The organism is Actinomadura alba (genome assembly GCF_014323705.1).
Taxonomy (GTDB): Bacteria; Actinomycetota; Actinomycetes; order Streptosporangiales; family Streptosporangiaceae; genus Actinomadura_C; species Actinomadura_C alba.
Map to the genome: position 1 here is coordinate 1 of NZ_JABVEC010000052.1, position 20,297 is coordinate 20,297.

The 20,297-nt window shown below is 67.6% G+C and carries 24 protein-coding genes and 1 pseudogene; 4 read left to right on the forward strand and 21 right to left on the reverse strand.

What is annotated here, in order from left to right:
- From HKK74_RS36330 to HKK74_RS36355, 6 genes are all read right to left on the reverse strand, one after another.
- Positions 1-499, reverse strand: a 499-nt coding sequence (locus tag HKK74_RS36330) for an IS630 family transposase (RefSeq protein ID WP_187247967.1), incomplete at its 3' end; no start/stop codon positions are given.
- Positions 500-879: 380 nt separating this feature from the next.
- The gene (locus HKK74_RS36335; protein WP_187247968.1) at positions 880-1,662 is read right to left on the reverse strand and encodes a hypothetical protein; all 783 of its coding nucleotides are present in this window, start codon (positions 1,660-1,662) and stop codon (positions 880-882) included.
- A gap of 167 nt (positions 1,663-1,829) precedes the next feature.
- Positions 1,830-2,441, reverse strand: a complete 612-nt coding sequence (locus HKK74_RS36340; protein WP_187247969.1) for a DUF2637 domain-containing protein — start codon at positions 2,439-2,441, stop codon at positions 1,830-1,832.
- Positions 2,434-2,658 (reverse strand): hypothetical protein, encoded by a 225-nt coding sequence (locus tag HKK74_RS36345; RefSeq protein WP_187247970.1) that lies wholly within the window; start codon positions 2,656-2,658, stop codon positions 2,434-2,436. The genes HKK74_RS36340 and HKK74_RS36345 overlap by 8 nt, the downstream gene beginning before the upstream one ends.
- 392 nt (positions 2,659-3,050) lie before the next feature.
- Positions 3,051-3,317: a DUF488 family protein, N3 subclade gene (locus HKK74_RS36350; RefSeq protein WP_187247971.1), complete on the reverse strand. Its 267-nt coding sequence runs from the start codon at positions 3,315-3,317 to the stop codon at positions 3,051-3,053.
- A gap of 77 nt (positions 3,318-3,394) precedes the next feature.
- Positions 3,395-3,790, reverse strand: a complete 396-nt coding sequence (locus tag HKK74_RS36355; protein WP_187248009.1) for a RidA family protein — start codon at positions 3,788-3,790, stop codon at positions 3,395-3,397.
- A 136-nt stretch (positions 3,791-3,926) separates the two neighbouring features.
- Here HKK74_RS36355 and HKK74_RS36360 point away from each other — a divergent pair, with 136 nt between their 5' ends.
- On the forward strand, positions 3,927-4,901 hold the full coding sequence (locus tag HKK74_RS36360) for a helix-turn-helix transcriptional regulator (RefSeq protein WP_187247972.1): 975 nt from the start codon (positions 3,927-3,929) through the stop codon (positions 4,899-4,901).
- A gap of 145 nt (positions 4,902-5,046) precedes the next feature.
- On the opposite strand, the gene HKK74_RS36365 is transcribed toward HKK74_RS36360, so the two are convergent.
- On the reverse strand, positions 5,047-5,460 hold the full coding sequence (locus tag HKK74_RS36365; protein ID WP_187247973.1) for a hypothetical protein: 414 nt from the start codon (positions 5,458-5,460) through the stop codon (positions 5,047-5,049).
- Between the two features lie 284 nt (positions 5,461-5,744).
- Here HKK74_RS36365 and HKK74_RS36370 point away from each other — a divergent pair, with 284 nt between their 5' ends.
- Complete coding sequence (locus HKK74_RS36370) at positions 5,745-8,465, forward strand: ATP-binding protein (protein WP_187247974.1); 2,721 nt, start codon at positions 5,745-5,747, stop codon at positions 8,463-8,465.
- A gap of 127 nt (positions 8,466-8,592) precedes the next feature.
- On the opposite strand, the gene HKK74_RS36375 is transcribed toward HKK74_RS36370, so the two are convergent.
- The 10 genes from HKK74_RS36375 to HKK74_RS36420 form a co-directional block, all read right to left on the reverse strand.
- A complete protein-coding gene (locus HKK74_RS36375) occupies positions 8,593-10,392 on the reverse strand; it encodes an ABC transporter permease (protein WP_187247975.1) in 1,800 nt (599 codons plus the stop codon).
- A 5-nt stretch (positions 10,393-10,397) separates the two neighbouring features.
- Positions 10,398-11,138, reverse strand: a complete 741-nt coding sequence (locus tag HKK74_RS36380) for an ABC transporter ATP-binding protein (RefSeq protein WP_187247976.1) — start codon at positions 11,136-11,138, stop codon at positions 10,398-10,400.
- A gap of 6 nt (positions 11,139-11,144) precedes the next feature.
- Positions 11,145-11,669 (reverse strand): PadR family transcriptional regulator, encoded by a 525-nt coding sequence (locus HKK74_RS36385; protein WP_187247977.1) that lies wholly within the window; start codon positions 11,667-11,669, stop codon positions 11,145-11,147.
- Between the two features lie 150 nt (positions 11,670-11,819).
- Complete coding sequence (locus tag HKK74_RS36390) at positions 11,820-12,110, reverse strand: hypothetical protein (protein WP_187247978.1); 291 nt, start codon at positions 12,108-12,110, stop codon at positions 11,820-11,822.
- 48 nt (positions 12,111-12,158) lie between these two features.
- Entirely contained in the window at positions 12,159-13,298 is a 1,140-nt protein-coding gene (locus HKK74_RS36395) for a sensor histidine kinase (RefSeq protein WP_187247979.1), read from the reverse strand.
- On the reverse strand, positions 13,291-13,986 hold the full coding sequence (locus HKK74_RS36400) for a response regulator transcription factor (protein WP_187247980.1): 696 nt from the start codon (positions 13,984-13,986) through the stop codon (positions 13,291-13,293). The genes HKK74_RS36395 and HKK74_RS36400 overlap by 8 nt, the downstream gene beginning before the upstream one ends.
- A gap of 121 nt (positions 13,987-14,107) precedes the next feature.
- A complete protein-coding gene (locus HKK74_RS36405) occupies positions 14,108-15,100 on the reverse strand; it encodes a D-alanine--D-alanine ligase family protein (protein WP_187247981.1) in 993 nt (330 codons plus the stop codon).
- A gap of 29 nt (positions 15,101-15,129) precedes the next feature.
- Positions 15,130-16,215 (reverse strand): alanine racemase, encoded by a 1,086-nt coding sequence (gene alr / locus HKK74_RS36410; RefSeq protein WP_222723183.1) that lies wholly within the window; start codon positions 16,213-16,215, stop codon positions 15,130-15,132.
- Positions 16,216-16,268: 53 nt separating this feature from the next.
- Positions 16,269-16,937 carry a M15 family metallopeptidase gene (locus tag HKK74_RS36415; RefSeq protein WP_312882148.1) on the reverse strand — a complete coding sequence of 223 codons (669 nt, stop codon included), beginning with the start codon at positions 16,935-16,937 and terminating at the stop codon, positions 16,269-16,271.
- A gap of 20 nt (positions 16,938-16,957) precedes the next feature.
- On the reverse strand, positions 16,958-17,113 hold the full coding sequence (locus HKK74_RS36420; RefSeq protein WP_187247983.1) for an ABC transporter permease: 156 nt from the start codon (positions 17,111-17,113) through the stop codon (positions 16,958-16,960).
- A 386-nt stretch (positions 17,114-17,499) separates the two neighbouring features.
- Here HKK74_RS36420 and HKK74_RS36425 point away from each other — a divergent pair, with 386 nt between their 5' ends.
- On the forward strand, positions 17,500-18,120 hold the full coding sequence (locus HKK74_RS36425; RefSeq protein ID WP_187247984.1) for an SMI1/KNR4 family protein: 621 nt from the start codon (positions 17,500-17,502) through the stop codon (positions 18,118-18,120).
- 103 nt (positions 18,121-18,223) lie between these two features.
- Here HKK74_RS36425 and HKK74_RS36430 read toward each other — a convergent pair whose 3' ends face one another.
- The 4 genes and pseudogenes from HKK74_RS36430 to HKK74_RS36440 all read right to left on the reverse strand — a co-directional run bounded on the left by HKK74_RS36430 (position 18,224) and on the right by HKK74_RS36440 (position 19,735).
- On the reverse strand, positions 18,224-18,448 hold the full coding sequence (locus HKK74_RS36430; RefSeq protein ID WP_187247985.1) for a hypothetical protein: 225 nt from the start codon (positions 18,446-18,448) through the stop codon (positions 18,224-18,226).
- Complete coding sequence (locus HKK74_RS36435; RefSeq protein WP_187247986.1) at positions 18,445-18,591, reverse strand: hypothetical protein; 147 nt, start codon at positions 18,589-18,591, stop codon at positions 18,445-18,447. Before HKK74_RS36435 ends, HKK74_RS36430 begins: the two co-directional genes overlap by 4 nt.
- A 620-nt stretch (positions 18,592-19,211) precedes the next feature.
- Positions 19,212-19,301, reverse strand: a pseudogene (locus HKK74_RS40590) (daunorubicin/doxorubicin resistance ABC transporter ATP-binding protein DrrA); the annotation flags it as partial.
- Between the two features lie 53 nt (positions 19,302-19,354).
- Entirely contained in the window at positions 19,355-19,735 is a 381-nt protein-coding gene (locus HKK74_RS36440; RefSeq protein WP_187247987.1) for a winged helix-turn-helix transcriptional regulator, read from the reverse strand.
- Positions 19,736-19,878: 143 nt separating this feature from the next.
- Here HKK74_RS36440 and HKK74_RS36445 point away from each other — a divergent pair, with 143 nt between their 5' ends.
- Positions 19,879-20,286, forward strand: a complete 408-nt coding sequence (locus HKK74_RS36445; RefSeq protein WP_187247988.1) for a RidA family protein — start codon at positions 19,879-19,881, stop codon at positions 20,284-20,286.
- Positions 20,287-20,297 lie beyond the last annotated feature (11 nt).

Consider the following 20,297-nt stretch of genomic DNA (forward strand, 5'->3'; position numbering starts at 1 on the left):
GGTCCAGAGCTTGGATCTGCGACTTCTCATCCACCGAGACCACGACCGCACCCAGGGGCGGGTCGAGGTAGAGGCCGACCACATCGCGGATCTTGGCCTCCAGCTGCGGGTCGGTGGAGAACTTGAACGTCTCGATCCGGTGCGGCTGGATGCCCCACTTCCGCCAGATCCTGGCGATGGTGGAAAACGAGGTACCCAACTGCTTTGCCAGCAGCCGCGCCGACCAGTGCGTCACCCCGAGATCCTCAGGCGGCCTGCCACCTCCCGACAACGTCGCCACCACGACATCGATCTCATCGACCTCGGCCGGCCGCCCCGACCGCTTCTGATCGGCAAGACCCGCCATGCCCGCCCGCTCATAACGTTCCCGCCACGAGATCACCGTCGGACGCGACACGCCCACCATCGCCGCGATCTCGGTGTTGGACAGCCCGTCCGCCGCCAGCAGCACGATCCGAGCACGCTTGACCAACCCCGCAGGAGCCGACGACGACCGCATCAACCCCTCCAGCCGACCCCGGTCACCCTCACGCAACACCAACGACGCAGCCACATAGACCATGCACCATTGTCCCGCTCACACAAACGTAAAACAACTTTCAACACGCGACACTAGCGAGTACAGCTTGCTCCAGGGCCTGCACCGGTTCGGCACGTGGCACGTCGGTATCCTCGCCCGTGCGCCAGTCTCGCAAGGAGTCGGTTCCACAGGAACTTTTGAGACGGCGTCGCGGATCAAGCTTATCCGGAGTCGAACGAGCCAACCCAGCACCAGAGTTGGCGAAGCGCTGACCAGAGCGCTGATGATGCCTTAGTTCAGGCCGTGCGCCAGGTTGGCGCCGATGGTGGCAGCGATACCCACACCCAGACTCCGCCTTTTCACCCAACCAGCGATCGCCGAAGTTCAGATAGCCACTCAGAGGGGAGGACCTCTTGGAGCCGAGCCTTGGTAGCTGGTGAGATTATTCCATTTGTCAAAGGTACGATGCAGAATTGCACGACCGCCCTATGTTCTTCGGGTGCCTTGCAGATCAATATAGCAAGGACTCTTACCGCCACTAGCACTTCTTTCAGCCGATCGGTTTGCAACAACTCACTAAACGCTTTCCATGCGGTCCGGACAGCAATATCTATCGTTTCAGCCGGTAGAGCAGTACGCCCATTTGCAGCGCGGGAGTCAACTATCTGCGATCCGATATAGTCAGGCATCCTGTCCCAGTACTGCTTGAACTTGTCGATCGCGTACACCAGGCCTACCAGCAGGTCACACCAGAAATGATCTAGCTGCCCTACTTTTTGAGCCCTCCATTCTACTCGCCCAATCTGGCCCTCCAACGCAGGTATAATGCCTTCACTGATTACGTTGCCGATCGACTGAGCATAGGCAATCGTCGCAGGATTACTTGCCAACCAGTCAATAATGTCGGCTACCGCCGCATCCGTTCCTGCAGCCTTCCAATCACCACTAGGGTTTGCTGATTGCGAATCCGCAGCATCGCACCAATCTTGATTAACGCCAGATCGGAACATTTCCCTCTCGGCGCCGGATTGATTACTTGCAAGTTTGAGGCGATAAGGCCAGCCATGTCGGCTGCCGCCGCATTCACAAGAACATTCATGGCGTTTGGCCGTCTCGCAACTAGCAGTATGCGCCACTGCCACCCTCCAAAAATTCTTACATGCAGCATCATCTCCCTCATGATTCGTTCCATATATTTAGATCCTACTGTCCACCTGGATAGGTGGATCGAGACTCTTGGGTATAGACAGACAGGCCAAGGGCCTCATCCGATCCATGCAGGATCGATTGAGGCCCGTGTACACCCAGATCAATCAGATTCTGTTGTTGCGGTGATGATTTGCTTAATCTTGCGTCGGTCGATTCCGTGTTTCTGGGCGAGGAATCTTTGCGATAGCGGACGTCCGGGGCCTTCGAGGCTTGCGAGATAGTCGGCGAGTACAGCTTGCTCCAGGGCCTGCACCGGTTCGGTACCTGGCACGTCGGTGTCCTCGCCCGTACACCAATCTCGCAAAGGGGCCGGTTCCACCGGCACCTTGGGGACGGCGTTGCGGGTCAAGGCCATCAGGAGTTCGAACGAGCCGATCAAGGCCAGGGCAGGCCATGCGCTGACCAGAGCCCCGATGACACCGTGGTTCAGGCCATGCGCCACGTTGGCGCCGACTGTGGCCACGATTCCGACGCCGAGACTCCACTTGGCCAACCCCGGTACACGTTGCTTCCGGCGGCTGGCGTCGAGTACCACCATCGACGCGGCCCAGATGAGGCCGTCCACCGTGAACGGCACCAGCCGCGCCGTAACGCCGGACTCGCCGTGTGCACGTACCAGTTCGTACGCGTGCCCATAGGAGATGACCGCGGCGACCGCGGCTACGGCCACAACGGCGAGCGCCGTGGTGATCCGAATGAGGCGGTCAGCCATGGGCTAGTTCCTCCCGCCAAACGATCACGAGCGGGTCGGCTTCGCCGTGTCCGGTGGAGAGACGCTCAGCCAGCACGAGAGCAGTGATCGCCTGGTTGTAGTTGAGGGCGTGCGGCCATGTGCTGACAAGCCAACTGCCGTCCACTCGCGTAGCCCTGGCGATCTCGGCTCCGTCGATCGTGGCCGTCATCGAGTCTTCGTTGATCTTGATTGACATAGAGGGCTCCCCTCCCGCCCGGAGGGAGCCACGGGAGCCATCTCGGGAGCCAATGCCTTCAAGCTCCCTCGGACCCGCCGCGACCCCCTCAGGGCGTCGGTGCAGGTGAGGGGCTCCCCGATCGACTCAGACAGCCCTAGATCGACTCACCGGAATTGCTTCGGGACGAAGAGGTCGTGGGTTCAAATCCCGCCACCCCGACGCAAGGTTGAGGCAGTACAGAGGGCCCTGCACCGTCACGGTGCAGGGCCCTCTGCCTATGCCTGACCGCCTAAAAGGCCGCTTATCACCTCGGGCTCGTGCCGGCTATCGCTCTAAGCGGGCGTGATCCAGGACGCTGGCCAGAGCAGCGGCGGCAATCACCGCTGCCGCGAACCCTAGGAATTCACGCGTCACAACGGGCGCAGGTGCTCGATCGTGACGTGGTGGTGCTCGGTCAGCCGCTGGGCGATCAACGAACGGTGGCAGGCCTCGGGGTCGCGCTCGACACAGAGCAGCGCTGCGGTCCCACTGCTCGGCAGCTCCGACACGATCGGCGTGAGGTCGGCGCGGTCGAGGATCTCGGTGGTGTAGCGGCGGGTGTACTCGGCAGCGAGTTCGCGGCGCGAGCGCTGCAGGAAGGACTCGCCGCCGAAGCCATAGACGCCGATTGTCACCATCCTGAGCACCGGAAATCACCCACCTGCCTGCTACTCGTGCCGCCTCCGGCAGCGCTGCCGGAGGCGGCGAGGTCGCATCACGCGACGGCGGTCCCCTCAAGCTCGACCATCAGGTCGGGGATCGCCAGCCGTGTCACCCCGAGCATCGTGGTGGGCGGTGCCACCCCGGCGGCGCCCAACCGCGACGCCAGCACGCCGTAGTGCTCGAAGAGCCGATCGACGTCGGTGGTGTAGACGTTGAGCCGGACGAGGTTCGCGAGGGACATGCCGGCCTCGCCGAGCACGGCTTCCAGGTTGTCGAGGCTCAGTGCCAACTGCGTCGCCATGTCACCGGCATGCTGGGGCTTGCCGTCGCCGCTCATCGCGGTCTGCCCGGCGCAGTACAGGGTCCGGGTGTGCCCGGAGACGATCTCACCCTGGTTGTACCCCATCTCCACCGACCACGCCCACGGGTTGACCGCCGTTCGCTCCATTGCCACATCAGCTCCATTCGATTCGTCGACATTACGTACGTCGATCGGCTCGGTAGCCACCATCTTTTTCGTCGTGGTGATAAGCCTCCCGGCAAATCACGACATCCTGTGTCGTGTATTTCTGTAGAGTTTTCGTATGCGCGCCGACCGGCTGGTCTCGCTGGTGCTGCTGCTGCGGCAGCACGGTCGGCTGTCAGCGGCGGCGCTGGCCCGCGAGCTGGAGGTATCCACCCGTACCGTGCTGCGCGACATCGAGGCGCTGTCCGCAGCCGGCGTCCCGGTCTACGCCGAACGCGGCCGGCACGGCGGTTTCGCGTTGTTGCCCGGTTTCCGGACCGAGCTCACCGGACTGAACCACGACGAGGCCCTTGCCCTGCTGGTCGCCGGATCGCGGCGCGGCGCGCAGGCATTCGGCCTCGGCTCGGCGCTCGCTTCGGCGATGCTCAAGGTGGTTGACGCGCTACCCGAAAGCTATCGGGACACCGCGGCCGGCGCGGCCGGGCGATTGCTCATCGACCCGGAGACCGACTTCCTCTCGCGCCGGCTGGTCACTGAGGAGGTGCCCGACACCATAGTGGCCGAGGTCCTGCGCGCGGTGTTCGCCGGACACAAGCTGCGCATCCACTACGCGGCTGTGGACCAGACCCCGAAGTGGCGCACGGTGGACCCGATCGGCCTGGTCACCGTACGCGACCAGGGCTACTTGCTGGCCACGAGGTCTGGCGCGGACCGCACCTACCGGCTGTCCCGGGTCTTGGCCGCCAAGGAACTCGCCGAACCCGCACAGCGACCAGACCGGGTCGATCTGGACCGGGCCTGGCAGGAACGCAGCACGCGGTTTCGGACCGGCGGCGACCAAGTCACCGTGCTGGTACGGGTGAACCCGGCGCGGCGGGAGGACCTGGTGGGCACCGCGCTGGCCGTCCGCGCCGAAGAAACCGACTCAGACGGCTGGCTGCGGCTGGAGGTGACCTTCCAAGATCCGAGACACGCCGAATGGGCGCTGTGGCAGCTCACCACGAACGCGGAAGCCCTGGCCCCGCAGTGGTTGCGCAACTCCCTGCGCAACCGCGCCGCCGCGATCGCCACCCGCTACGGAGCGTCATCCTGAGAGCTGTCGCCTTCCGCGGGCCGCCGCCGACGCGATTCGGACCGCTCCATACTGGTAGGTGCCAAGCGCGCCGAACGACGCGTGCGCAACGCGCGGCGCCGCGTGTATCGGGCTTGGGCAGTGCCCCCTCTTCACCGGCACCGCGTCAGGCCTTGCGCAGGCCCATGAACTGCAGACCGGTGAAGCCCGCGACCACCACCGCCTGGGCGATCGCCAGAGCAGTGCCCAGTCCGGTGAGCTGGAACCACCCGGCGATCAGCACCTCCGCGCTGGCGATCACCCAGGCCACGTTGACCACCATCACCGTGATCACCGCCGCGCGGTTCACCACCGGCCGTGAGGCGAGGTACAACAGGAATCCGGCGAAGGCCACCAGGAAGGCTCCGACCGGTACCAGGAAGGCCGCAGGCAGGCCGAACATCGAGCCGAAGACCGCGGCGGCGGCCAGGTAGACGAGCCCGTTGGCACCCGACCCGATGGCGTCCTGCTTGAGCGCGAATCGCAGCAGCTTGGCCTCGGCCTTGGCGGGAGCGGCGGTGGTGGCGGTAACGGCGGCCATGATCAGATCCCTTCGTCGTGCGGGACGCTGTCGTCCCTGTGCCAACGAAATTACGCAGGTCAGCGCCGCACCGAATCTGTCATCGTGACGGTAGTGCCCGGTCACGGTCACCGGCTCGCGCCCGGGCAAGCGCTCCCGGCGCGAAGGTCTGGGGAGGGTTGCGCGCCTGTGCCTTCACCCCAGCCTCAAGTCCAAGGCGAGGGTCTGGGAGGGAGTGCCCGCCTGGGCCGTCGCCCCGGCCTCGGATCCGGGGCCTTGATCTGCGTTCCGCTAGATTTTCGGCCATGTTGTACGGGCGGGCCGTGGAGCAGGCTCAGGTCGATCGGCTCCTGGAGGACGCGCGGTCCGGGCGCAGTGGCGTGCTCGTGGTGCGTGGGCAGCCGGGGATTGGCAAGTCCGCGCTGCTGGACCACATGAAGGAGCAGGCGGCCGGGGTGCGGGTCCTTTGCGGGGTCGGTATCGAGTCTGAGGCCGAGCTGCCGTATGCCGCCTTGCATCTGCTCCTGCGTTCCGAGCTCGACCGCATCGACGCGTTGCCGGAAGCCCAGGCGGCGGCGCTTCAGGGTGCGCTGGGGCTGGGTGCGGCGGCGCCGGAGAACAGGTTCCTGGTGGGACTGGCCGTGCTCAGCCTGCTGGCCGAGGTCGCGGGTGACGGGGCGCTGCTCTGCCTGGTCGATGACGCGCAGTGGTTCGATCAGGCGTCCATCGACGCGCTGGTGTTCGTGGCGCGGCGGCTGGACGCGGAAGGCGTCGCGCTGGTGTTCGCGGGCAGGGAGGAGTTCCGGCCGCAGGGGCTGCCCGAGTTGTGGCTGGACGGCGTGGACCGTGACGCTGCCGTCGCGCTGCTGGCCGAAGGGGCGAGGGATCTGGCGCCCAAGGTGCGTGACCGCATCCTGGATGAGGCCGGCGGCAATCCGCTCGCGCTGATGGAGTTGCCGTCCGCGCTCACGTCCGAGCAGCGGGCCGGTCAGCTCAACCCGTTCACCACGATTCCGGTCGCCAACCGGGTCCAGGACGCCTTCCAGAAGCAGATCAGGGCACTACCCGGCACGGCTCAGGCGCTGCTCGCGGTACTCGCCGCCGACGACACGGGCGACCTGGGCATCGTGCTGCGCGCCATGCAGTCCTTCTCGGCCCAGCTTAAGGACGCGGAGGTGGCGGAGCAGGCCCGCCTGGCGGATCTGGAGGCTGCGGAGCAGGCCAGGCTGGTCAAGGTCTACGGGTCCGCGGTGGCCTTCCGCCATCCGCTGATCAGGGCGGCTGCCTACCAGAACATGCCGCTGACGTCGCGGCTGGCCGTACGGCGGGCGCTGGCCGAGGTGCTGGACGGTGGCGAGCACGCCGATCGCAGGGCCTGGCATCTTGCGGCCGCGACGACCACGCCCGATGAGGAGGTGGCGCACGAGTTGGAGCTGGCCGCGGACCGGGCGCGCACGCGTTCCGGCTATGCGGCCATGGCCGCGGCCTACGAGCGCGCCGCCGAGCTCACCCCTGACACCGCGAAGCGGTCGGTACGGCTGGCCGCCGCTGCCGTGGCGGCCAGTGACGCGGGCCGGCTGACCCGTGCGGGCGCGCTGGCCGACCGGGCCAGTGAGGAGATCCGGGATCCGCTGGCCCTCGCCCATCTCATCCAGGTGCGGGCCCATCGAGAATTCGAGCAGGGTACCCCGGTCGCGGCCGGTGAGCTCATCGTCGGCGGCGCGGAGCGGGTCGCGCCGCTGGACGCGGAGCGGGCGGCCTACCTGCTGGTGGAAGCGGTGCGCTGCGGGTGGTACGCCGGCGATCCCGAGCTGGCGGGGCGGGCGGCGAAGCTGCTCAGGGCGTTGCCCGAGATCGGCTCTCCGCTGGTGAGCGGCGCGCTCGGGCTGGCCGCGCTGCTCGACGGCGCATTGGGAAAGGCGGTCGCGCTGATACAGGAGCTGGTGCTCGAACCGGATCAGTCCGCATTCCAGGTGCCGGGCCTGCTCTTCGTGGCTCAGCTGTACGCGCCGATCGGGCGCTACCGTCAGGGCGAGGTGGCCGCGGCGCGTGTGGAGGCCGAGTGCAGGGCGCACGGCATGGGCGGCTGGCTGACGGTCGCGATGGAGACCCGGCTGCACGCTCAGATGCTGCTCGGCAGGTATCGCGAGGCGGCGGCCAAGCTGGAGGAGATCATCCCCATGGTCGGTGACCTGGGGCAGCGGAGCGGAGCGGTCATGCTCACCGCGCTGCTCGCCCTGGCGCGCGGCGAGCTGGGCGACGAGGAGGGGTGCAGGGCGGCGGCCGCGGCGAGCGCGGCGGAGGCCGGAGCACGCGGGCTCCGCACGGCCGAGGCGGTCGCGGCGGCCGGGCTCGGGCGGCTGGAGCTGGCGCTGGGCCGTCCGAAGGCGTCGCTGGCGATCCTGGAGGGCATTTCGGCCGCCCACGCGCCGGCGTCCGTCTTCTTCGCACCCGATCAGGTCGAGGCCGCGGTCAGGGCCAGGGAGCCCGAGCGGGCGCGCGAGCCCCTGGCGTACTACCTGGACTGGGCGGCCCGCGTCGGCGTGCCGTCCGCCGAAGCGGTGGCGCTGCGCTGCCGTGCCCTCGTCGAGGATGACGAGGGCCGGTATGAGGAGGCCGTGCGGGCGCACGAGCAGGGCGAGCAGCCGCACGAGCAGGCACGCACGCAGCTGCTCTACGGCGAGTGGCTGCGGCGGGCGCGCAAGCGCGCCGCCGCCCGCGCCCAGCTGCGCGCCGCGCTGGAGACCTTCGACCGGCTCGGCATGGCGCTGTGGGCGGAGCGGGCGCGCGCGGAGCTGCGCGCCACGGGCGACGTCCCCGCAGCCCCGCGCCAGGCCGACGACCCGCTCAGCGTCCTCACCACGCAGGAGAGGCAGGTGGTACGGCTGGCCGCGACGGGCGCGTCCAACCGCGACATCGCAGCCCAGCTCTACCTCAGCCCGCGCACGGTCGGCTACCACCTCTACAAGGCCTTCCCCAAGCTGGGGATCTCCTCGCGGGCGGAGCTGACCGCGATCGTTACCTGAGCTTGCCGTACAGCTCGGTGATCTTTGCTTCGTCGGCGACGAGCGGCAGCTGGTCGAGGGTGAGGGTCCGGTCTTTCGAGAGGAGCCCGCGGCCGACAGGCCATCGGGCCGGGCAGAGCTGAGCCACTCACGCCGACTCGGCGCTGAGGGTTTGTGCCACGGATCGACGGACTGCGATGCGGGCGGGTATGGCGGTGAGTACTGCTGTTGCCAGCACGGCCGCGAGTGCGGCGCCGAGCAGCCACCACGCGGGGGGCATGGTCACCTTTCCGGGGCTGTAGACCAGGATGAGGCCCAAGGGGATGCCGGTGATGGCGCCGGGCAGGGTGGGCACTAGTTGGGCGGTGGACAGTCCGGCTGTGATCTGTCCGGGGGTGGCGCCGAGCGTGCGTGCGATGGCCATGGTCGGTCGGGCTTCCAGTGCTGTGGTCCAGGTGATCGTGATGGTGTTCACGATGGCGAGTGCGATCACCACGACGGTGACGGCCAGCAGTAGGTGGCGTTCTTGAGCGGTTCGCTGATCGTTCGCCATGGGAGAGCCCGGGTAGCCTGTCACGGGCTGGGCGTAGATCATCAGCAGAGCTGTGATCGCGATCAGTGTGGTCGTGATGTTGCACCCGTGCAGGACGGCGCGGCCGGGTCGACGGGCGATCAGACGCAGTCCGAGCAGGAGTGGGGTCGGCAGCAGCGCGGACAATCTGGTCAGCCAGGCCCGGCGCTGGGGCCGGTGGGCGGGATCGGTCAGCGCTGAGATGGTGCCGGAGCGCAGCGCACGTAGGGTCGGGCCGAGGGTGGTGAGGGCCGCCACTGCAAGGGCGACGACGGTCGTGACGGCGACGGTGCCGCCGGTGGGGCCGGTGGCGGTGGTGATCAAGCTGCCGCTGGGATTGATGACGGCGGGCTCGACCAGCCGTGCGATCGTCAGGCCCAGTGCGTCGGCGAGCAGCGCCAGGGTCAGGTATTCGGCGAGCAGGACGGCGGCGATGAGGCCGGGTGTGGCGCCGACGGCCTTGAGCAGTCCGACCCGGCGGGTTTGCTTGGCGGCACGTCCTGCCGCCAATGCGGCCACACCGGCGACGGCCAGGAAGCTGAGCAGCCAGCTGCCGATGACCAGGATCGGCTGGCTGTTCCGGAGTATGACGGAGTCCTGCTCGGCTATGTGCTGCCAGGCTCTGAAGTTCACCCAGGTGTCCGCGAACGCCGGGTCCATGGCAGGGGCTATGGCGGGATTACGCAGCCTCAACTCCCGGGCTGTGTCGGGATCCCGCAGCTTCAGGTAGATGAAGGAGGTCACCGGGAAATCCGTCGACTCCAGTGCCCGGGTATCCCGTTCGGCCAGCCAGACCAGACCGCCGCCGTCGCTCGGCCCGCCGCCCGGACCGATCATCGGCGCCCACGGGTAGACCTCGTGGGCCGCGGTCACGGCGATCCCAACGATGGGAAACGAGCGGCCGGCGACGGTGATGTGGTCGCCGAGACCGGCGTCCAGAGCGGTTGCGAAGCCGCGTTCGACCACGGCGCCTCCGGGGCGGACCCAGCTGCCCGAGGTCACCAACGGACGGTCGACCGGGCCCGGTGTCACATCGGCGCCTTGCACCACCGCGCTGGCCGTGGAGCCACGCGCCGTGAGCTTCGTATAGAACTGGCGGTACGGCCCGCTGTGGGCGACCACCCCTGGGGCGTGCTCCAACGACTCCAGGGCCGTGATCGTGGTCCGGTCGGTGCCAGGGGAAAGTGCGACCACGTCCGGCCCGGCTGTGGCTTCCCGGGTCTGCCGGTAGAGCGCGTCGGTCGCCCCGTGCATCGACAGGCCGAGGGCCAACGTGGCGGTGGCGGCGGTTATCGCGACCAGGAGCATCGCGACCTGGGCTGGATGCCGGCGCATGTCGGCCGAAACGAGGCGGAACACGAGCAGGATGCGTCCCACGGCGTTCAGCCCTCCAGCCCGATCAGGCCGTCGAGTCGCCCGGTGGTGCTGCCTGCCAACCGGATGTCGTCGACGAACATACCGTCGCGCATCGACACCAACCGGTCCGCGATGGCCGCGACCCGCTCGTCGTGCGTGACGATCACGAGGGTCTGCCCCGCGCAACGCAAGTCCTCGAACAGCCTCAGCACATCGAGCGTCGCCGCGGTGTCGAGGTTCCCGGTCGGCTCATCGGCCAACAGGACCAATGGCTCGTTGGCCAAGGCGCGAGCGATGGCGACCCGCTGGCGCTGGCCCCCCGACAGCTCCGAGGGCAGGTGCCGGGCGCGGTCGGCGAGCCCGACCCGCTCCAGCAGTACGGCCGCGCGGTGCCTGGCCGCACGCGCTGAGCACCCGGCCAGCAGTGCGGGCAACTCCACGTTCTCCGCCGCGGACAGTTCCTCCACCAAATGGAAGGCCTGGAAGACGAATCCCACCGAGCCGCGCCGCAGCCGGGCCAAAGCCCGCTCGCTCAGCGTGTCGATGCGCCGGCCGGCCAGCCACACCTCCCCATCGGTGGGCCGCTCCAGGCCACCCAGCAGGTGCAACAGTGTGGACTTCCCGCAGCCGCTGGGCCCCATCACCGCCAGCATCTGTCCCTCTGGTACCTCCATATCGACCTCGTCGACCGCGCGGACCAGGCTCTCTCCCCTGCCGTACTCCCTGCACACGCCGCGGACCCGCAGCACATCGCCGAACTCGTACATGCACCCTCAGATTTCGTCGTCGATCTTCGACCAGGCCCGCTCGCAGGCTTCCAACCAGCGCAGATCCGCCTGTAGTCGCAACACGACCCCTTGCAGCAGCAAGCCGGCGGTCGAGCCATCCGGCTCGGCCAGCACCGCGCGCTGGACATCACGCAAGCGACGCAGCAACTCGCGGCGCTGCGCGGCCACCAGCTCCACCGGGTCTGCGAGCCGGCCCGCGGCCGCCGCGGCGAGTTTGAGATGGAACTCCGCCAGGTCCGGTTTGGGCCAGCTCACCTCGGCCAGCCAGGCGGCCACCCGCTGCTGTCCGGCCGGAGTCAGCGCGTACACCTTGCGGTCCGGCCGGTCCGGCAGCCCATTCACCCGTTCGCAGACGACCAGCCCCGCTCTCTCCAGCCGGGCCAGGGTCACATAGACCTGACCCGCGTTCATCGACTCCCCCAGCGGGCCGAGAGTCCGCCGCAACCGCGCGCGCAGCTGGTAGCCGTGCGACGGTTCCTTCGCGAGCATCGCCAGCACCGCGTCCTGCATGCACCACCCCTAACGGCTAGCTAATAGATAGCGGTTAGCTGATATGGGCGTCAAGCAATACCGTGAAACCGGGCAGTTCCGCCCTTACGCCGCGACCGTGGGAGCCGGCAGCTCCAGGTAGCTCCCATGACGCCCGTGCAGTCGCGGCGATCAGGTGGCCTTGCCGCGGGCGATGTAGACGTTCATGTCGGTGAAGTCGAGGGTGACGTTGTAGGGCTTGTAGAAGCTGTGGGAGAAGTGGGCCAGCACGTCGAACCCGTAGGGGCTGTCCGCAGGCCGGTTGTCCGCGTAGCAGTAGATGTCCTTGGCGGTGGCGTTGCCGAGGCGGACCTCCTTCGGGTAGCAGGGGTGGCTGACGACTGGCTGACCCCCGGCAAAGGCCTCCAATGGGCGGTCGTAGTCGGTGCGGATCCGCAACTCTTTGGCCGTTTCCTCGGGCATGCTCGCGACCTCGCTCGCGGAGCCGGCCACCGAATTCCGATCGACGATCTAGTGGGTTCCGTTCGGGGAGGATGCCTGTGGCGTGCGGGGAAGTCGGATCGTGACGAGGAGTCCGCCGGTGGGGCGGGGTGTGAGGCCGAGGGCCCCGTTGTGTGCTCGGACGATGCTGTGCACAATGGCCAGCCCGAGGCCGACGCCGGCGTGCTCGTCGGTGCGTACGCGTTGTGTTCCGCGTTGGAAGGGTTCGGTGAGGGTCGGTAGTAGTTCCGATGGGACCGGATGGCCGGTGTTCTCGACCCATAGCACGCTCGCGTCGTGCTGCGATTCGGTGTGGATCGTTACGGTGCCGCCGTCGGGGAGGTTGTGGACGATGGCGTTCTGGACGAGGTTGGTCACCATCCGCAGTAGGAGCGCCGCGGAGCCGACGGTCTGTGTCGGCTCGCCGGTGACGTCGAGGGTGATCTGGCGCTGTTCGGCGAGGGGAAGCAGCGTTTCGGTGGCTTCTTCGGCGATGAGGGAGAGGTCGACGGGCTCGCGGGTGAAGCTCCTGCTGTGGCCGCGGCTGAGCAGCAGGAGGGCCTCGGTGAGGTCGATCGCCCGCGTGTTGACCGTGTGGAGGCGTTCGATGAGTTCGCCCTGGTCCCGCGTGGGATCGTTGCGGGCGACGTCGAGGAGTGTCTTCGAGATCGCCAGCGGGGTGCGCAGTTCGTGGGAGGCGTTCGCGGCGAATCGTTGCTGTTCGGTGACGTGGGATTCGAGTTGTTCGAGCATGGTGTCGAACACGTCGGCGAGTTCGCGGAACTCGTCTGTGGGGCCTTTCATGCGGATCCGGTGGGACAGCGATCCGTTCGCGGCCATCCGTGCCGCGTCTGCGATCCGGGTGAGTGGGGCGAGCATCCGGCCGGCGAGGATCCATCCTCCCAGGAGGCCGAACACCAGCAGGAAGGCCAGTGCTTGGGCCGCGCGGGGGGCGAAGGCGCGCAGGAGGTCGGAGCGGTTGGGTATGAACCGCGGGTGCGGCGCCCCGCGCCTGCCGACCCCCGGCCCGGTTATGAGCGCACCGTCGGGTACATAGCGCAGCAGGAACACCCAGACCACGGCCAGCAGGAGAGCGCCGGCGAGGAGGAGGAATCCGGCGTAGCTGAGAGTGAGTTTCAGTCGGGTGCTGAGGCCTGGGCGCCTATTCATGAGTGCTGCCAGGGTGGGCGGGGTCAATGCCGGTGTCGATTCGGTAGCCGACGCCGGGCACCGTGGCGATGAGCCATGGTTGGCCCAGTCGTTTACGCAGGGCGGAGACGGTGATGCGGACGGCGTTGGTGAAGGGGTTGGCGTTGTTGTCCCAGGCCCGCTCCAGTAGTCCTTCGGCGCTGACGACGCCGCCTTCGGCGGCGACGAGGACTTCGAGCACGGCGAACTGCTTGCGGGTGAGCGCGACGTAGCGTCCGTCGCGGAAGACCTCCCGGCGGAAGGGGTCCACCCGGAGGCCCGCGATCTCGCTGACCGGGGGCCGGGCGTGCACGCGTCTGCGGTCCAGCGCCCGCAGCCGCAACACCAGCTCTCGAAGCTCGAACGGTTTGGTGAGGTAGTCGTCGGCGCCCAGCTCGAACCCCGAAGCCTTGTCGTCGATCCGGTCGGCAGCGGTGAGCATCAGGATCGGGATACCGCTGCCGGAGGCGACGATCCGCCGGGCGATCTCGTCGCCGGAGGGGCCGGGGATGTCGCGGTCCAGGACCGCCAAGTCGTACGAATTTATGCCGAGCAGTTCCAGGGCGGAGTCGCCGTCGCCCGCGATGTCGGCGGCGATCGCCTCCAGCCGCAGACCGTCACGGACGGCTTCGGCCAGGTAGGGCTCGTCCTCCACGATCAGCACGCGCATACCTGAAGCCTAAGCAGCACGGCATATCGCCGACATATGCAAACCGGACACGCCCCAGCACGGTGACCGTGATCTCCTCTGCCCTTCGCGACGTCTGCCCGGCCTTCTCGGGCCGGCCGGGTCATGGCTTCACACGCTCAGTTCCCGGGCTCGTGGATCCGGGCACGGTGGCAGCGTCGACCAGGCGCGCGACCAGCTGCTCGTAGGGCAGTCCGGCTGCGGCGAACATTCTCGGTACCTGGGACTCGGCCGTCATTCCCGGCATGGTGTTGAGTTCGCTGAGGACGGGTCCGTAGTCGGTGAGGAAGAAGTCGATGCGGGCGACACCGGCGCAGCCGAGCGCGTCGAACATCCGCAGCGCCGCCCCGGTCAGGGCTGCCCGGTCTGCGCTGTCGATGTCGGCGGGCACACTGAACCGGGCTGAACCGTCGTACTTCGACTGGGTGTCGAACAGGCCGTCGGTATGGATCTCCAGCGGCGGAGACGCCCATCGACAGCCATCGGCCTCACGCAGGACGGCCACATCGATCTCCCGGCCCGCGACGACGTCCTCGATCAGGATCCGGTCGTCGAACCGCGCCGCACAGCGCAGCGCGTCGTGTAGCTGAGAGACGTCGCGTGCCAGGGCGACACCGAAACTCGACCCGGCCGAGGCCGGCTTCACCACCACATCCGTCTCGAACTCGATATCGGCGATCTCTGCTGCCGCCACCAGCCGACCGGGAGCGGTGTGGATCCCGACGGCCTCCGCCACGAGCTTGGTCGCCCACTTGTCCATGCCGACCGCCCCGGCGCGCAGGCCCGAGCCGACCATCGGCGTGTGCGCCAGGGCGCACAACGCCGCGAGTGTCCCATCCTCGCCGGACGGGCCGTGGACTGCGGGGAAGACGACGTCGGCACGTTCAATGACGCTCAGTGCCGCCGCCAGGGAACTGGTGGCCTGCGACCCGAGCGCATCCGCTCCTCGCCTCCACATCCCGTCGCGGTCGATGGTCAGCTCCTCAACGTCGAATCCGCCCGAGCGCAGCGCCTGTGCAACCGCCGTGGCAGTGGCCAGGGAGACGTCGTGCTCGGCGTTCTCTCCGCCGCCGATCACCACGATTCGCTGTGTCATGCGATGCTCCTTTTCACGCGGTGCTCCTTTCACGCGGTGCTCCTTTTCACGCGCGGCCCGATGCCGGTGACGATGGTGTGCGGAATGGTCCCGGCCCAGCGAGCCCAGTCCTGGATGGTCGGGGTCGCGCCCCCGTCCGGGCCGAACACGGTCGCGGACGTGCCGGCCGGGAAGGACTCGGCACCGGTATCGATCACGATCTGGTCCATCGAGACCCGTCCGACGACCGGGAGACGGCGCCCGCGGATCTCCACGCCGGCCTGGGGCGAGCACTCTCGTGGGATCCCATCGGCGTACCCGACGGGCAGGACGCTCAGATGGGTGGCACGATCGGTGACATACGTGCCGGCGTAACCAACCGGCGTGCCGGCCGGGGCCGCCGTCGTGTGCACGATCGGTGCGGTCAGACGGGACGCGCCGCGCATTTCCACGGTCCCGGAGGGATCGATGCCGACCAGTCCCGCCCCGACGCGGACCATGCCGAAATGCGTCGCCGGGTCGGTCACCGTCCCCGACGTGGCCGCAAGATGGACAAGCGGCGAACCCAGCCCCGCCGCCCGGACCGCCTGCCGCGCCTCGTGCATGGCAGCGACCGCCGGCGCGTTCGCCGCGGGGTCGGCCCGGTCGGCCAGCGGAAGATGCCCCATGACACCCACGACGCGGACCCTCCCGGCTTGTTGACCACGCCGAGCGAGACCGATCAGTTCGTCCCACTGCCCGCGGGGGCAGCCGCCACGGGACATTCCGGTGTCCACATGTAGATGAACCCGCACCCTCGACGCGGCTTGCGACGTGGCTTGGGCAACAAGCGCGCCGAGCTCGTCCACCGACCCGACCGCGATATCGACCCTGGCGGCCGCCGCCGCTCCAGCGTCGATACCGCAGGGGTGCAGCCAGGTGAGGATCGGCGCCGCCAACCGCGCGGCGCGCAACGCAGAAGCCTCCGCGACGCTCGTCGTCCCGAGCCACCCGGCACCGGCGGCAACGGCGGCCTTGGCGACCGTGACGGCGCCGTGGCCGTAACCGTCGGCTTTGACCACGGCCATGATCGTGCTCCGGGTCCGCGCGCGAATCTTGGCCACGTTCGCGGTCACCGCCACAGGCAGCGTCTGCAAGGTCGGCGGTCGAAAGGTACCTGCTCGGCGCTGAAGCGCGACCGGGACCCGGTTCACGGCTGCATCCTCGGGTCCTCAGTCGGATCCGCGTACATCGGCGGGCAGCCGTCGTCGACGGCATCGGGACGCCCTTCGTCACGCCAAGGCTCATTGCCATAGATCTGACACAGCCCGTACGCGGCGCCGTGCTCAGACGGCCAAGCGGCGGCGTCCGGATGCGGCAGCCGGGCCGGGGCGGCCGTGCGGTACTCGAAGTGCCACCACTCGTTGTCGTAGACGCGGTAGAGCCCGTACCGCCCGCCGTGCTGTTCGAGCCACCGCGCGCCCTCGGTCGGCCGGACGTCGAGCGCAAGCCCCCGCACATGGCGGGACTCCTGCGGTGGCAGCACCCGGCGCCGCGCCGCGGACACCGAGCCGGTGCGCCGCACCTCCTCAGTGAAGATCCGGTGCTGTTCCGCCGCATCGCGATATCCCGAAGTGAGACCGATCAACTGCCCATCGCGCCAGAACGCCTCGGCCCGCGCATGCGTGAACGCCGTCAACACCTCCGCTGCCAACCCACGCAGATCCTCGGCCGGAAAACGCAGACCCAACGCCCACTGGCACGCCAGGAAACGAGCGCGGCCCGGCGCGCGACAGAAAGCGACCGGCACCAGCAACACCCCAATGAGCCGAGTGACGGCCGCCAAGACACGCGCCTTGATCACCAAGAGCGGATTCACCACAACTCACCACCCAACGATCAAGCCGCACGCAGAGCCTCGGTCGGCGAGAGCCGGGCCGCGCGCAACGCGGGCATCAAACCGGCGACCGCGCCGATGACAACGGCCGAGCCGACACCACCCACCCACGCCTCGGCGGGAATGACGACCGCCCAGCCCTTGACGCTGGCGTACACCGCGGATCGCCGGACTGACGAGCACGATCCTGCGCGTACGACGGGCTGGCGCTGACAGTGATGCGCTGTGGTCCATGCCTCCACTGAAGGCGGAAGACCGTTGCGGTGCCGTATGCGATTTTCGATACACCCGCGATACACCGAATCCCCGGCATCCAGGAACCGGCGCAAGCCGGCAGTGAGATGGTCCCGCCGCTGGTGATCGCGACAGCGCGCGCGAGCCGCGCCCGGCCACACAGCGCCGTGATCAGATCATTGACGGCGTCGGCCGCATCGGCGCCCCCGACCGGCTCGCGGAACAAGTTGATCAGAACGAAGTCGCTGGCCTGCGCCCGCGGAATCTTCGCTCGCTCGCGGACGTACTGGTCGTAGGCCTGGACCACCACGTGCTGGGCGCGCTGTACGCCGCTGTCGCAGCCGGTCTGCCCACCCTTGTAGATATCTTTGACCTGCACTCGCCGTCATCACGCCAGGAGGTGACCGTGCCGTCCGGCAGTGAATTCGTTGATCGCGTCGTCGACTTGGCGTGGGGATCTGGTAAGGCTCACTGGAGTCTGGATTGGTCCAAAATCGAGACTTCGCTGGGCTACTCCCTGCCGTCCGACTACAAGCGCCTGTGTGACGAACTGCCACCTGGGTCGTTCAATGACTTCCTGTTCCTGCTACATCCGATCGGCTGCGTGGGCGCGAGCCTGCTCGGGCGGGCCGCCAGGTTGATCGAGATCGTGGAGATGCTCATGGAGGACGAGGAGGAGTGCCCGGGAGAGCCCGGAAGGATCTTCCCCTGTCTGGTCACCGACAACGGGGACGTGGGCTACTGGATCGCCGACTCGGACGATCCCGATGGGTGGACGATTGCCATCAATAAAAACCGGTCACCAGTATGGGAATCAACCGGACTCCCGCTGAGCGTCTTTCTTTATCAGTTCATCATTGGCGAGTCTGACGTTTTTCCGGAATCCTTTCAAGAAGGCCGACCCGCCTTCGCCTCCGATCTCGACTACTGAGTCGATTCCATCCTCAATTGACCTGGTGATGAAGGAGCTGATTCCATCTTCATCAGCTCGCCGCGCGGGTCGGCAGTTGTTCGCTCCCCGGAGCCGGTGGTCCTCAGGCTTTGGTGAGGACCTGGTACCGGACCGAGATGACCCCAGAGGCGGTGACGGCGTAGGCGGCCGGGTAGACGCTTCCGGTGGCGGGATCGTCGTCGAGCCAGTTGTGGGCCGCACTCTCCGGCTTCGCGTACGTGAAGTGGAGCATGTGATCGGTCGTCCCGGCGATCCGCGCGCCCTTGGTGGTGATATCGACGATCTCGCCTACCTGGAGCTCACTCATCGCTCGTCTCGTCCTCGGCCGGGCGCGTCGAGATCGGCGAGAACCGCCTCGATCTCCTGCACGGTCGGCTGCGGGCCGGTCTCGTCGTGGGCGTCCGCGGCGACGTCCGCCAACTCGTCGCGGTAGGTTTTCGAGCGCAGCACAAAGACATCCTTCGGTCGGCAACAGGGACCCCGGACACCGCGAATGCTTCGCCCCTCTTAGCTGGCGCGGGCGTCCGGCAGGCACGGCACCGGCCTTCGTGACGTCGACTGCTCCCGGCACCGCACACAAGTTCTTGACCGTACGTCGACCAAAACGCGAATCAGAACAAATGGCGGCTTTTGTGGGGTTTCTCACCGATCTTTTGGCCCTACGAAGGTGATCAATTACATAGGGTCATCAATTTTCAAGATCCCTTTCACGGAAAGCTTCTGCGTGATCACGCTTGGGGACGTTATCCCACCGTGATCATGCACAAGCCTTCGGTCAGCGCGCGGTGGTCCGAGTGATGCCGGCGCCCTGAACTCGGGGCACGTGACTCCGGGTGTCCTATCACCCTCGAGAGGACGCGACTTGTGGCACGGAAACAAGCGGACCGACGTACGGCCAGGTGCCGTCCTGGACGACGAAACGGCATCGCCCGATGCCGCAACCGGTCGGCGTCATCGATGCTGTCGGCCCCCGGCGCACATCGCCGCCACCAGCGACATCACCTTCGCACCCGGGTTCGCTCCGCCGCTGTTGCCCACCACGGCCTCATCGGAACGCCTCCGCGTGCGCGACGGTGGCGCGGGTCGAGTCCCGTGGTCGGTTCGTCCAGGAACAGCACCCGCGGTGACAGGATCAGGCCGACGGCGAGGTCGAGCCGGCGCGCGAACAACTGCAAGATCACGGCGAGGGGAAGCGGCCGGGCGGAGCACCACGTCAGGCGTCGAAGCGGCGGCGGGAGGCCTCGATGTGACCGAGGTACTGGCCGGTCCAGCCGCACATTCCATTGACCGTCTCTCGTAGGGCCTGCCCCGGCTCGGTGAGGGTGTACTCGACCCGTGGCGGCACGGTGGGGTGCACGCTCCGCTCGACCAGACCGTTGCGCTCCAACATGCGCAGGTTCTGGGTGAGCATCTTGTGGCTGATGCCCTCGATCTCATTCCGCAGCTCGCCGAAGCGCAGGGTGCGTTCACCGAGAGCCTCGATGATCAGGAGTGCCCACTTATTGGCGATGTCCGAGAAGATTTCCCGTGCCAAAGAGTCCGCGCGCGTCAGGTCTGCTTCCTTGGGCGAGCCCCTGAACTGCTTGGTCACCATTAGGTTCCCCAGTCACCGAAAAGTGCGTTCTTCCATGTCAGCACTCACTCTCCTACAGTTCCTGAGTAACTACAAGAGAGCACAGAGCCTCTTGGTCTTGCGAAAGCGAGCCCACGGGCTCTCATGACGAGGAGGCAGGCAGCATGGCCATCACCCTGGTGAACCCCAGCGGATTGCCGAAAACCGATGCGTACCGGCAGGTATCGATCGCGACTGGGTCGAAGCAGGTCTTCATCGCTGGGCAGGTCGCCTGGGATGCCGATGGGGGCACGGTCGGCGAAGGTGACCTCGCCGCTCAGGTCGAGCAGTGCTACCTCAACATTGGTACCGCCTTGGCCGAGGTCGATGGCTCCTTCGACGACGTGGCGAAACTGACCGTCTACGTCGTCGACTGGACCCCCGACAAGATGCCCCTGTTCCTGGAGGGGGTCGCTCGGGCGGCCGCGAAGCTGGGGGTCACCCCGGTCGCGCCGGGCACGCTGCTGGGCGTTGCAGCACTGGACGTACCCGACCATCTGGTCGAAGTCGAAGCCACCGCGATCATCGACTGAACAGGGTGATG